The organism is Bradyrhizobium yuanmingense (assembly GCF_025200905.1).
Classification (GTDB): domain Bacteria; phylum Pseudomonadota; class Alphaproteobacteria; order Rhizobiales; family Xanthobacteraceae; genus Bradyrhizobium; species Bradyrhizobium yuanmingense.
Genome location: NZ_CP104173.1, coordinates 3,494,879 through 3,507,158 on the forward strand (window position 1 = coordinate 3,494,879; position 12,280 = coordinate 3,507,158).

Genomic DNA, 12,280 nt, shown 5'->3' on the forward strand with positions numbered 1-12,280 from the left:
TGGCGGTTTCAGCGTAAGCGGAACCAATGGCCGAGACCTACCCCAGCCCCCGTTTTGGTGCCCCCCGCGAGTCGAAATCGCCCACAAATCCGGGCAGCGGGCTCGTGCGCATGCTCGACATCGTCACTGCCAGCCACCCGCGCGCGGTCGGCTTCCTGGTGCTGTGTGCGCTGCTGCTGTTCCTGCCGGGCTTCTTCACCATCCCGCCGATCGACCGCGACGAGGCACGGTTTGCCCAGGCCACCAAGCAGATGGTCGAGAGCGGCGACTATGTCGACATCCGCTTTCAGGAGGACGTCCGCTACAAGAAGCCGGTCGGCATCTACTGGTTGCAGTCGGCAACCGTCGAGGCCGCCTCGATGCTCAAGCTGCCGAAGGCCGAATTGCGGATCTGGGTCTACCGCCTGCCGTCGCTGATGGGCGCAATCGGCGCCGTGCTGATGACCTATTGGGCCGCGCTCGGCTTCGTCACGCGGCGCGCCGCGGTTCTGGCTGCGCTGATGATGTGCGCCTCGGTGCTGCTCGGCGTCGAGGCGCGCCTGGCCAAGACCGACGCCGTGCTGCTGCTCTGCGTGGTTGCCGCGATGGGCGCGATGGCGCGGGCCTATCTGTCCTGGCAGCGCGCCGAGGACGAGACGCATCCGCCCTGGAGCTGGCCCGCGATCTTCTGGACCGCGCTTGCTGCGGGCATCCTGATCAAGGGGCCGCTGATCCTGATGTTCGCAGGCCTGACCATCGTCGCGCTCGCGATCCAGGACCGCGACGCCTCCTGGCTGTGGAAGCTGCGGCCTGTCTGGGGCCTGATGTGGATGCTGGTGCTGGTGCTGCCCTGGTTCGTCGCGATCTTCTGGCGCGCGGGCGAGACCTTCTTCACCACCTCCGTCGGCGGCGACATGCTGAGCAAGCTTGGCGCCCAGGAATCGCACGGCGCACCGCCCGGACTTTACCTGGCGCTGTTCTGGATCACGTTCTGGCCAGGTGCGCCGCTGGCGGCGATGGCGGCGCCCGCGGTGTGGCGGGCCCGCCGCGAGCCCGGTGCGCAGTTCCTGCTGGCCTGGCTGATCCCGTCCTGGATCGTGTTCGAGGCGGTGCTGACCAAGCTGCCGCATTACGTGCTGCCGCTGTATCCCGCGATCGCGATCCTCACCGCCGGCGCGGTGGAGCGGCGCGTGCTGTCGCGCTCCTGGCTGATGCGCGGCTCGGCCTGGTGGTTCGCGATCCCCGCAGCCGCCTCCATCATCGCGGTGGTCGGCTCGGTGATACTGACGCGGCAGCCCGCTTTCGTAGCTTGGCCGTTCATCGCGGCCGCGCTGATCTTCGGTCTGTTCGCCTGGTGGCTGTTCGATACCAACCGCGCCGAGCGCTCGTTTCTCAACGCCCTGGTCGCAGGCCTGATGCTCGCCGTGACGATTTACGGCATCGTGCTGCCGTCGCTGACCCCGCTGTTTCCCAGCATCGAGATCGCGCGCGCGCTTCGCAACGTCACCTGCGTCGGACCGAAGGCGGCTGCGGCCGGTTATCACGAGCCGAGCCTCGTCTTCCTGGCGGGCACCCGGACCTTGCTCACCGACGGCTCCAGTGCGGCGGACTTCCTGCGGCAGGGCAGCTGCCGCTTCGCGCTGATCGAGCAGCGCTCGGAGCGCAGCTTCGTGCAGCGCGCCGAGGCGATCGGGCTGCGCTACAAGGTCGGCGCGCGCATCGACGGCTATAATTTCTCGCAAGGGCGCGCGATCTCGATCTCGATCTTCCGCTCCGAAGGTACCGAATAGGATGCGGGCTCCGACCGACATTGCGCCGCATGCCGGCTATCCCGCGCAATTGCTAACGGTGTCCTGGCGCGCGCTGGCGCAGCTCGTGCGGTCGCCCTCGCATTCGCGCCGCGCCGAAGCCGCCCGGAAGCTGGCGCGGCATTCGCTGTGGCTTGCCGCGGCGGGTGCAGCGCTCGTCATCTTGCTGATGGTCGCGTTCGATCAGACCGAGATCCTGCTGATGCCGCCGCGCGGCACGCCGAGCCTGTGGCCGATCCGCATCCTCACCGATTTCGGCAAGGACGAGTATATCCTCTCGGTGCTGGGGGCTGCGCTGGTGGTGCTGGCGCTCGTCGCGGCCGGGCTGCGTGGGAGCCGCCGCGCGCTGCTGCTCGGCTTCGGCACGCGGCTGCAATTCCTGTTTCTGTCGGTTGCCGTGTCAGCCTTCGTCGCCGAGATCCTGAAATATGTCATCGGCCGCGGACGTCCGTTCGTCGGGGGCAAGGCCAATCCGTTCAACTTCGTCCCGTTCGAGGGGACGGGGGCTTATGCCAGCCTGCCGTCAGGCCACGCCGTGGCCGCGTTCGCCCTGGCGTTTGCCGTCTCGGCACTGTGGCCGCGTCTGCGCGTCTTCATGTTCACTTACGCAATCGTGATCGTGCTGACGCGCCTGGTGTTGCTGGCGCATCATCCGAGCGACGTGGTCGCCGGCGCTCTGGTCGGAACGGTGGGCGCCATGGCCGTTCATTACTGGTTTGCGGCCCGAAAGCTCGGATTTGCCATCCGCGCCGACGGCACCATCGTGCCGCTTTCAGGGACGTTTTCCGACCGCCTCAAAAGGGTTGCCCACCGGGCATCCGCCCCATAAAAGCGGCTGCCTGCCGGGACCGCCGGTTCCCTTGGGCAGGTCCTTTGGGCAGTCAATTCCAACCACGAGCCTCGATTTGTCGACGTCCCAGCCTTCGGTGTCCATCGTTGTTCCCGTGCGCAACGAAGCCGACAACATCGCGCCGCTGATCGCGGAGATCGGCGCGGCACTCGATGGCCGCTGGCCCTATGAGATCATCTACGTCAACGACGGCTCGACCGACGCCACCGGCGAGCGGCTTGGCGCCATCATGAAGCAGCAGAGCAATCTGCGTCAGCTTCGCCATGCAAGATCGGGCGGCCAGTCGGCGGCCGTGCGCAGCGGCGTGCGCGCGGCGCGCGGAGAGATCGTGGCGACACTCGATGGCGACGGCCAGAACAATCCGGCCTTCCTGCCCGACCTGATCGCGGCGGTCGAGAAGGGAGCAGGGCGCGTCGGGCTCGCGGCCGGCCAGCGGATCGGGCGCAAGGACACCGGCTTCAAGAAATTCCAGTCGCGCGTCGCCAACGGCATTCGCAACGCCATCCTGAAGGACGGCACGCGCGACACCGGCTGCGGGCTGAAGGCGTTCCGGCGTGACGTTTTCCTGATGCTGCCTTATTTCGACGGGCTGCATCGCTTCCTTCCCGCCCTGGTCCGCCGCGAAGGCTACGACATCGCCTATGTCGACGTGATCGACCGGCCGCGCCATTCGGGCGTGTCCAACTATGGTTTCTTCGACCGGCTGTGGATCGGCATCATGGATCTCGCCGGCGTTTGGTGGCTGATCCGCCGCAAGAAGCCGACGCCAGAAGTGACCGAGGTGGACGCATGATCATTCAATACGGTCAGGCGCTGAGCAATTATCTCTATGACGTCTTCGTCGCCAAGTTCGACTTCTGGCTGGCATTCGGCCTGGTCGCGCAGCTGTTCTTCACGGCGCGCTTCCTGGTGCAGTGGATCGCGAGCGAGCGCGCCGGCAACAGCGTGGTGCCGATGGCGTTCTGGTTCTGCTCGATGGGCGGCGGGCTGATGACGCTGGTCTATGGCGTCGTGAAGCGCGAGCCCGTCATCATCCTCGGACAGTCGCTCGCGACCATCATCTATATCAGAAACATCATGCTGATCTGGAAGAACCGCGGCACCGCCTCGAAGACGCTGGACCGCTGATCCAGCGTTCAGCTCCGCTTGTTGAAGCCTGGCACGTTGCTAGGCGAGATGCCCAATCCTGATGCTCACATGGCCGCTTTGAGGGCAGCGAAGCCGCGGTCGAGATCGGCCTTGAGGTCGTCGGTGCTCTCGAGCCCGATGTGGAGACGCAGCGTCGGGCCGCCGGGCTCCCATTTGGTCGCGGTGCGATAGGCATCGCAATCGAAGGGAATTGCAAGGCTCTCGAACCCGCCCCAGGAAAAGCCCATGCCGAACAGCTTCAGCGTATTGAGCATGGTGTCGACCGCCTTCTGCGGCGCCGGCTTCAGCACGATGCTGAACAGGCCGGAGGCGCCGGTGAAGTCGCGCTTCCAGATCGCATGACCGGGATCGGTCTCCAGCCCGGGATGCAGCACGCGCGCAACCTCAGGCCTTGCCGCCAGCCAGCGCGCCATCTCGAGCCCGGAGCGATGATGCTGCGCCAGCCGCACCGACAGCGTGCGGAGGCCGCGCAGCGCCAGGAAGACGTCGTCGGGGCCGGCACAGACGCCGAGCAAGCGGATGCCTTCGGCAATCATCGGCCAGGCCTTGGCGTTGGCCGAGATGGTGCCGAACATGATGTCGGAATGGCCGCCGATATATTTCGTCGCGGCCTGCATGCTGATGTCGACGCCCTGGTCCAGCGAGCGGTGATAGAGCGGCGTCGCCCAGGTGTTGTCGTCGATGACGAGCGCGCCGCGCCCATGTGCGACTTCGGCGATGGCGCGGATGTCGGGCATCTCGAACGATTGCGAGCCCGGCGCCTCCACCAGAACGGCCCGGGTGTTGGGCTTGAACAGCTTGTCGATGCCGGCGCCGATCATCGGATCGAAATAGGTGGTCTCGACGCCGTAGCGGGTCAGCATGCCGTTGCAGAAATTGCGCGAGGGTCGATAGATGTTGTCGACCACCAGGATGTGGTCGCCGGCTTTGAGCACCGAGAGCAGGGTGGTGGAAATCGCCGACAGCCCCGACGGCACGATACCGACGCCGGCGCATTGCGGACCCTCCAGCGCCATCAGCGTCTCCTGGAACGCCTTGGTCGTCGGGGAACCGTGACGGCCGTAGGTGAACTCGCCGCGATGGGCGTGCAGGTCCTCTGCGGTTGGATAGAGCACGGTCGAGCCGTGGAAGACCGGCGGATTGACGAACCCCTTCTGCGCCTTGGTGTCGCGGCCGGAGGTGACCAGCCGGGTCTCGGCGTGCTGCTCTTGGGGGGACGAAGAATCCATGCGCCTGCTTTCAAAACCGCGTTTCCACCGGACGCATCGCGCCCCTGGGCCGACCGAAAGGCCGCGGTCGTTAATAACAGAACACAGAAGAGTCCCGTCAACCCCTTGACCCGGAACGCCAGTCGTTCTGTGATGCGCAGGTGCTATTCAGTCGCCGCATGTTGAGGGGCCTGCCGCGACCTTCGATCCATTGCCTGACCGGACGTCGCGTCACAGCCAAGAGATGGCGGGCGCCGGCGGCGGGGATGAAGGTATGGGCTCCCGAGATCGGCGAGTGTTCGGCAAGGTTTTCCAGCATGACTCTTGCAAGGCCGGATTCTTGAAGGACCTGGTTTGGCAGAGACGATCCTAAGACAACATTCCTGACCTTGAGACGACCTTGAAAGGCCCAAAGCCCATGAAACGCGTAACCCTGGCTCTCTCCCTTGCTCTCGCCGCCGGCCTCACCGCCCAAGCCGCCGATGCGCAAACGCTCAAGACCGTCAAGGATCGGGGCATGGTGTCCTGCGGCGTCAGCCAGGGCCTGCCGGGCTTCTCCTCGCCCGACGACAAGGGCAACTGGACCGGCATCGACGTCGACGTCTGCCGCGCCATTGCCGGCGCCATCTTCAACGATCCGACCAAGGTCAAGTTCGTGCCGCTGTCGGCCAAGGACCGCTTCACGGCGCTGCAATCCGGCGAGGTCGACGTGCTCTCGCGCAACACCACCTGGACCATCTCGCGCGACACCTCGCTCGGCGCCAATTTCACCGGCGTGACCTATTACGACGGGCAGGGCTTCATGGTGAAGAAGTCGCTCAAGGTGAATTCGGCGCTCGAGCTCAACAGTGCATCGGTCTGCGTGCAGACCGGCACCACCACTGAGCAGAATCTCGCCGACTACTTCAAGGCCAACAACATGAAGTACGAGGTGATCGCGTTCGCCACCAACGACGAGACCGTCAAGGCCTATGAGGCCGGCCGCTGCGACGTCTTCACCACCGACCAGTCGGGCCTGTACGCCAACCGCCTCAAGCTCGCCAGCCCCAACGACCACATGGTGCTGCCCGAGATCATCTCGAAGGAGCCGCTCGGCCCGATGGTGCGGCACGGCGACGACCAGTGGTTCGACATCGTGAAATGGACGCTGTTCGCGATGCTCACCGCCGAAGAGCTCGGCGTGACCTCGAAGAACATCGACGAGAAGGCGAAGCTGGAAAATCCCGAGCTGAAGCGCGTGCTCGGCAGCGACGGCAATTTCGGCGAACAGCTCGGCCTGACCAAGGATTGGGTGGTGCGGATCGTCAAGACCGTCGGCAATTACGGTGAGGTGTTCGATCGCACCGTCGGCGCCGGTTCGCCGCTCGGCATCAATCGCGGTGTCAACAATCTCTGGAACAAGGGCGGTCTTCAGTACGCGCCGCCGATCCGCTGATCAGCCCTGATCGGCCGGCAGCGGCATGAGCACCGAGGCTCGAAAACCGCCGCCCCAGATCGCGCTGAAGATACGGCGCATTCTGGGCGGCAAGGCAGGCTGGAACGGCGTTGCCGTCCAGTTTGCCTTCGCGGCGATCCTGGGCTGGATCGGCTACGAGATCGTCTCCAATGCGCGGGCCAATCTCGAGAACCAGCATATCGCCGCCGGCTTCGGCTTCCTCAGGAACAATGCCGGCTTCGACGTCAATCAGACCCTGATCTCCTATACCGGCTCGGACACGTTCCTGCGCGTGTTCGTGGTCGGGCTGTTGAACACGCTCGTGGTCTCCGTGGTGGGCATCGTCTTCGCCACGGTGATCGGCTTCATCGTCGCGCTGTGCCGGCTGTCGCCCAATTGGCTGCTGTCGCGGGTCGGCGAGATCTATGTCGAGGTCATCCGCAACCTGCCACTGCTGTTCCAGATCCTGTTCTGGTATCTGGCGGTGCTCGCGGCCTTGCCCAATCCGCGGCAGAGCATTTCCCTGTTCGGCATTGCCTTCATCAGCAATCGGGGCCTCGTCATTCCCAGCCCGATCGGTCAGAGCGGTCTCGCGCCGTTCCTCGCGGTGCTGGCGCTCGGCATCGTCGCCTCACTGGCGCTGCGCGTCTACGCAAGGCGAGCGCTGTTTCAGCGCGGGCAGGTGATCCGCATCTGGCCTTCCGTGCTGGCCCTGCTGTTCGGGCTTCCGCTGGCCACGATGCTGGTCTTCGGTCTGCCTTTCACCTTCGAGCTGCCGCAGCTGAGGGGGTTCAACTTCGCCGGCGGCTCACGCATCATCCCGGAATTCGTGGCGCTGACGGTGGCGCTGGCGACCTATACCGCCGCCTTCATCGCCGAGATCGTGCGCGCTGGCATCCTGTCCGTTCACAAGGGGCAGATGGAGGCGGGATCTTCGCTCGGCCTCAGCCGCGGCGCCACGCTCCGCCTCATCGTCGTGCCGCAGGCCATGCGCGTCATCGTGCCGCCGCTAACCAACCAGTACCTCAATCTCACCAAGAACTCGTCGCTGGCGGTCGCGATCGGCTATCCTGACCTGGTGTCGGTGTTTGCCGGCACGTCGCTGAGCCAGACCGGGCAGGCGATCGAGATCATCGCCATGACGATGGGCGTCTATCTCCTGATCTCGCTCCTGACCAGCGCGATCATGAGCGTCTACGGTTGGCGTGTCAGCCGGAGCCTCGGCGCATGAGCGATGTCATCTCGTCCAGCTTCGTCCGCCAGGACCTGCTCGCCGAGCGTCCGGCGCCGGTGAAGACCACGGGCTTCATCGGCCTGATGCGCACGCGCCTGTTCAACTCGCCGACCAACATCCTGCTGACGATCGTCGGCGCCTTGCTGCTCTGGTTCACCATCGTTCCCTCCGTCAAGTTCCTGTTGGTCGATGCGGTCTGGAGCGGTAAGGACCGCACCGCGTGCCTCGCCGAGAACGCCGGCTTTGCGGTCGGCGCCTGCTGGCCCTACATCCAGGCGAAGCTCCCGCAACTGATCTACGGCTTCTATCCCGAGGCCGAGCGTTGGCGGGTGAACTTGACGCTGTTGCTTGCAGTCGTCCTGCTGTTGCCGCTGCTCATTCCGCGGCTGCCGGCCAAGAGCCTGAATGCCGGCCTGTTCTTCGTCGCTTTTCCGGTGGTGGCGTTCTTCCTGCTGCACGGCGGCGGCATCAAGGGCTTCGGGCTGAGCTGGACGGCCGGCCTACTGCAATTGTTCGACGAGAGCATCGTCGGTGCCGGACAAGCGCTGATCACATCGGGCAGGACCTCTGCGGTCGGTCCGCTGCTGTGGGCGCTCGGGAGCCTCATCGTGCTGCTCGGTACGCTGATCCATTGGCTGATCTTTCCGCTCACCTGGCTGCGCGATTATCTCCAGGGCACCGGCCAGCCGGTTTGGGCGGATTTCGCCGTCACGGCCGCGATCGTCTGCCTGATCGCCTTCGCTCTCGGCGGTGGTGTTCGCACCGGCGGGCGGGCTCTGGCGTCGAGCATCGCTACCTTCATTGGCATCGCCATCGTCATCAGGCTGATGGACCTCGACCACGGCGGATTGCCGATCGTGACGACGAATCTGTGGGGCGGTCTCCTGGTGACGCTGGTGGTGTCCGTCACCGGCATCGTCACCTCGCTGCCGATCGGCATCGCGCTCGCGCTCGGCCGCCGCTCGACCATTCCCTTGATCCGGATCTTCTCGATCGCCTTCATCGAGTTCTGGCGCGGCGTGCCGCTGATCACCGTGCTGTTCTTCGCAACCTACATGCTGCCGCTGTTCCTTCCCGGCAATTTCACCGTCGACGGCTTGGTGCGTGCGCTGATCGGCATCGCGCTGTTCACCGGCGCCTATCAGGCCGAGAACGTCCGCGGCGGGCTGGCGGCGATCCCGCGCGGGCAGAGCGAGGCGGCCGCCGCCCTCGGGCTGTCCTGGTGGAAGACGACCTCGCTGATCGTGCTGCCGCAGGGGCTGCGGCACGTCATTCCGAACCTCGTCAACAGCTTCATCTCGCTGTTCAAGGACACCTCGCTGGTCTCGATCGTGGCGCTGTTCGATCTGCTCGGCTCGCTGCGCGCCTCGTTCGCGGATCCGAAATGGTCGACGCCGTCGACGGCGTTCACCGGCTTCGCCTTCGCTGGGATCATCTACTTCCTGTTCTGCTTTGGCATGTCGCGCTATTCCTTGTTCGTCGAGCACCGCCTCAACGCCCACCGCCGCAACTGATCGAGGCCACCATGTCCGAGCCCATCGTCAAGATTTCCGGCCTGAACAAATGGTACGGCGAATTCCACGTCCTGCGTGACGTCGATCTCGCGGTGCAGAAGGGCGAACGCATCGTGATCTGCGGCCCCTCGGGCTCGGGCAAGTCCACGCTGATCCGCTGCATCAATGCGCTGGAGGAATTCCAGGAAGGCGAGATCGTCGTCGACGGCATCGAGCTCGGACCGAACCTCAAGCACGTCGACGCGGTCCGCCGTGAAGTCGGCATGGTGTTCCAAAGCTTCAACCTGTTCCCGCATCTGACCGTGCTCGACAATTGCACGCTGGCGCCGATCTGGGTCCGCAACATCCCCAAGAAGGACGCCGAGGTGACGGCGATGAAGTTCCTCGAGCGCGTCAAGATCCCGCACCAGGCCAACAAGTTTCCGGGTCAGATGTCCGGCGGCCAGCAGCAGCGTGTCGCGATCGCGCGAGCCCTGACCATGAACCCGAAGGTGATGCTGTTCGACGAGCCGACCTCGGCGCTCGACCCCGAGATGGTCAAGGAGGTGCTCGACACCATGGTCGACCTCGCCGAGGAAGGCATGACCATGCTGGTCGTCACTCACGAGATGGGCTTTGCCCGCGAGGTCGCCAACCGCGTCGTGTTCATGGACGCCGGGCAGATCATCGAGGCCAACACTCCGAACGAGTTCTTCGCCGCCCCGCAGCACGCCCGCACCAAGCTGTTCCTGAGCCAGATTCTGCGCTGAGTCCGGCGACCCGTGGCCTCGCCGGTCTGACCGCAAGCCTGGCACCATCCGAATCGGCTTGCCTCTTTTCGGACCATCTCCGGAGAGAGACCTTGCAGAGCAGTGCTGGCGTGCGCGCATACCAGAATGCGCGACTGGAAAAGAAGCTGAAGAAGCAGGCGGACGCCGTCATGGCCTTCGCGATCGAGGCACTCGGGCAGGGCAGGCCTGATGAGGCCGAGATGCTCTGCCGCGAGATCTTGAAGGAGGTGCCGGATCATTTTCATGCCACGCACCTGCTCGGCCTGCGCGCGTTCGACGGCGGGCGGCTCGATGAGGCGGAATTCCTGCTCGAGCGTGCAATTGCACTCGAGCCGCGTTCGCCCGATGCGCACGGCAATCTCGGGGCGGTCTATTTCGCGCTGGAGAAATTCGCTGGCGCCCGCGCCTGCCAGGAGAAGGCCATCGCGCTCAAGCCGAATTGTCCGATCACCCTGACCAATCTCGGCAATACGTTGCTGCACATCGGCCTCGGCAACGAGGCGATCGGGCTGCACGAGCGGGCGATCAGGCTGAAGCCGGATTATGCCGATGCGTTTTGCAACCGCGGCATGGCGGAATTGATGACGGGCCAGTTCGAGCGCGCCAAAGCGAGCTTCGACCGTGCCCTGACATTTCAGCCATCTCACGCCGAGGCGATCGCGGGCAGGGGGATGGTCAGCCTCGAGCTTCGGCACTTCGCGGAAGCGGGCGCCGCCTTCGACGCCGCGCTCGCGATCAAGCCGGGTTCGCCGCGGATTCTGCTGCAGCGTGGACGGCTCAACCTAAGTTTGTCCCGGCTGGTGCAGGCGGCCGCGGACCTCGACGCGGCGCTGGCGCAATCGCCACGGCTCGAGCTCGCGCTGTGCTGGCGGGCGCAGATCGACATTCTCGCGGGCAACACGGCGCGGGCGATGGCAGGCGTCAAGACGCTGCTCAAGGTCAATCCGCAATCCGAGATGGGGTTGGCGCTTTTGGCGGCGTGCCTTGTGAACCAGGGAGACATCGCGACCGCGCTCGCGCACCTCGACGCCGCGCTCGAGATCGCGCCGGATTTTCCGGAGGCGATCGGATACAAGATCTTCGTGCTGGACTACCTGCCGGAGGCCGATTTCGCCGCCCAGCAGGCCGCGCGGAAATACTGGTGGGACGCGATCGGCGCGAAGCTGCAGCAAAGGACGCTGGCGCCGCGGCCACTCGATCCTGACCGGCGGATCGTGATCGGATACGTCGCATCCGAATTCAGGAACCACTCGGCGGCATACTCTCTGTTGCCGGTGCTGCGCAATCATGATCACGCCCAGTTCAAGGTCGTCTGCTATTCCTGCTGGCCGGTGCAGGACGAGATGACGGAGAGCTTCAAGCCTCTCGCGGATGTCTTCGTCGATGCCGCACAATTGTCCGATGACGAGCTGGCCGACCGCATCCAGGCCGATGGCATCGATATTCTGATCGATGTCTCCGGGCACACGACCGGCAGCAGGCTTCATGTCTTTGCCCGCAAGCCGGCGCCGATCCAGGTCACAGGCTTCGGGCACGCCACGGGGACAGGCCTTCAAACCATGGACTACGTGCTCGCGGACCCGATCTTCATCCCGCAATCGGCGCGCCATCTCCTGGCCGAGAAGGTGCACGACCTGCCGTGCCTGATCACGATCGATCCGATCCTGGACATTCCGCCTTCAGAGCCACCCATGCTCCGCAACGGCTACGTCACTTTCGGGGTGTTCAACCGCATCTTCAAGATTTCGGACGAAGCCATCCGGGTGTGGTCGAACGTCATGCATGCGGTGAGGGGATCGAAGATCATCGTCAAGAACGGGCTGCTTGACGATCCATTGCTGCGCGATCGACTGATCGCGCGGTTCGCGGCACAGGGCATCGCCGAAGAGAACGTGGTCTGCATGGGCTCGACCTCGCGTCCCGAGCATCTGCGGGCCTTCGCGATCGTCGACATTTCCCTCGACACCTTCCCGCAGAACGGCGGCATCAGCACCTGGGAGTCCCTCTATGCCGGCGTTCCCGTGGTCGCCAAGCTCGGCCGCGGCGCTTCGTCGCGCGCCGGCGGCTCCATCGTTGCCGCCGTCGGCCTGGAGGACTGGCTCGCCGAGGATGACGCGGGCTATGCCGCGATCGCGTGCAAACACGCGGCGCAGCCGGCCTACCTGGCAAAGCTGCGGGCGGATCTGCCGGCTCGGATCGCAGCCTCGCCGGCCGGCGACGTCGAGTTTTACACGCGCGAGGTCGAAGCGGCCTATCGCCGGTTCTGGCGCGATTATTGCGCCGCCGCCTCGGAGCTGGCCTAGGAAGATGTTGCGCCGGGCCCCGGGAAATCC

Annotated in this window: 10 protein-coding genes; 9 read left to right on the forward strand and 1 reads right to left on the reverse strand. The window is 65.1% G+C overall.

Features of this window, described 5'->3' with window-relative positions:
* The first annotated feature begins 26 nt into the window (after positions 1-26).
* The 4 genes from N2605_RS16465 to N2605_RS16480 all read left to right on the forward strand — a co-directional run bounded on the left by N2605_RS16465 (position 27) and on the right by N2605_RS16480 (position 3,765).
* On the forward strand, positions 27-1,769 hold the full coding sequence (locus N2605_RS16465; RefSeq protein WP_260347258.1) for an ArnT family glycosyltransferase: 1,743 nt from the start codon (positions 27-29) through the stop codon (positions 1,767-1,769).
* A 1-nt stretch (position 1,770) separates the two neighbouring features.
* Positions 1,771-2,616, forward strand: a complete 846-nt coding sequence (locus tag N2605_RS16470) for a phosphatase PAP2 family protein (RefSeq protein WP_225156069.1) — start codon at positions 1,771-1,773, stop codon at positions 2,614-2,616.
* Between the two features lie 76 nt (positions 2,617-2,692).
* Positions 2,693-3,430: a glycosyltransferase family 2 protein gene (locus N2605_RS16475; protein WP_036027971.1), complete on the forward strand. Its 738-nt coding sequence runs from the start codon at positions 2,693-2,695 to the stop codon at positions 3,428-3,430.
* Positions 3,427-3,765, forward strand: a complete 339-nt coding sequence (locus N2605_RS16480) for a lipid-A-disaccharide synthase N-terminal domain-containing protein (protein WP_025036223.1) — start codon at positions 3,427-3,429, stop codon at positions 3,763-3,765. The genes N2605_RS16475 and N2605_RS16480 overlap by 4 nt, the downstream gene beginning before the upstream one ends.
* 65 nt (positions 3,766-3,830) lie before the next feature.
* Here N2605_RS16480 and metC read toward each other — a convergent pair whose 3' ends face one another.
* Positions 3,831-5,015, reverse strand: a complete 1,185-nt coding sequence (gene metC, locus N2605_RS16485; RefSeq protein ID WP_035999562.1) for a cystathionine beta-lyase — start codon at positions 5,013-5,015, stop codon at positions 3,831-3,833.
* A 397-nt stretch (positions 5,016-5,412) separates the two neighbouring features.
* Between metC and N2605_RS16490 the strand changes: the two genes are divergently transcribed.
* The 5 genes from N2605_RS16490 to N2605_RS16510 all read left to right on the forward strand — a co-directional run bounded on the left by N2605_RS16490 (position 5,413) and on the right by N2605_RS16510 (position 12,250).
* Positions 5,413-6,429 (forward strand): amino acid ABC transporter substrate-binding protein, encoded by a 1,017-nt coding sequence (locus tag N2605_RS16490; RefSeq protein ID WP_036027973.1) that lies wholly within the window; start codon positions 5,413-5,415, stop codon positions 6,427-6,429.
* Between the two features lie 25 nt (positions 6,430-6,454).
* The gene (locus N2605_RS16495) at positions 6,455-7,660 is read left to right on the forward strand and encodes an amino acid ABC transporter permease (protein ID WP_036027974.1); all 1,206 of its coding nucleotides are present in this window, start codon (positions 6,455-6,457) and stop codon (positions 7,658-7,660) included.
* Positions 7,657-9,177, forward strand: coding sequence for an amino acid ABC transporter permease (locus N2605_RS16500; protein ID WP_036027975.1), 1,521 nt, complete (start codon positions 7,657-7,659; stop codon positions 9,175-9,177). The genes N2605_RS16495 and N2605_RS16500 overlap by 4 nt, the downstream gene beginning before the upstream one ends.
* An 11-nt stretch (positions 9,178-9,188) precedes the next feature.
* On the forward strand, positions 9,189-9,926 hold the full coding sequence (locus N2605_RS16505; protein WP_035999552.1) for an amino acid ABC transporter ATP-binding protein: 738 nt from the start codon (positions 9,189-9,191) through the stop codon (positions 9,924-9,926).
* A 92-nt stretch (positions 9,927-10,018) separates the two neighbouring features.
* Positions 10,019-12,250, forward strand: a complete 2,232-nt coding sequence (locus N2605_RS16510; RefSeq protein WP_036027976.1) for an O-linked N-acetylglucosamine transferase, SPINDLY family protein — start codon at positions 10,019-10,021, stop codon at positions 12,248-12,250.
* Positions 12,251-12,280 lie beyond the last annotated feature (30 nt).

What these genes read in the sequence shown, in the direction of transcription:
- N2605_RS16465 (WP_260347258.1), top strand. Translation starts at nt 27, where the DNA reads ATGGCCGAGACCTACCCCAGCCCCCGTTTTGGTGCCCCCCGCGAGTCG.
- N2605_RS16470 (WP_225156069.1), top strand. Translation starts at nt 1,771, where the DNA reads ATGCGGGCTCCGACCGACATTGCGCCGCATGCCGGCTATCCCGCGCAA.
- N2605_RS16480 (WP_025036223.1), top strand. Translation starts at nt 3,427, where the DNA reads ATGATCATTCAATACGGTCAGGCGCTGAGCAATTATCTCTATGACGTC.
- metC (WP_035999562.1), bottom strand. Translation starts at nt 5,015, where the DNA reads ATGGATTCTTCGTCCCCCCAAGAGCAGCACGCCGAGACCCGGCTGGTC.
- N2605_RS16490 (WP_036027973.1), top strand. Translation starts at nt 5,413, where the DNA reads ATGAAACGCGTAACCCTGGCTCTCTCCCTTGCTCTCGCCGCCGGCCTC.
- N2605_RS16495 (WP_036027974.1), top strand. Translation starts at nt 6,455, where the DNA reads ATGAGCACCGAGGCTCGAAAACCGCCGCCCCAGATCGCGCTGAAGATA.
- N2605_RS16500 (WP_036027975.1), top strand. Translation starts at nt 7,657, where the DNA reads ATGAGCGATGTCATCTCGTCCAGCTTCGTCCGCCAGGACCTGCTCGCC.
- N2605_RS16505 (WP_035999552.1), top strand. Translation starts at nt 9,189, where the DNA reads ATGTCCGAGCCCATCGTCAAGATTTCCGGCCTGAACAAATGGTACGGC.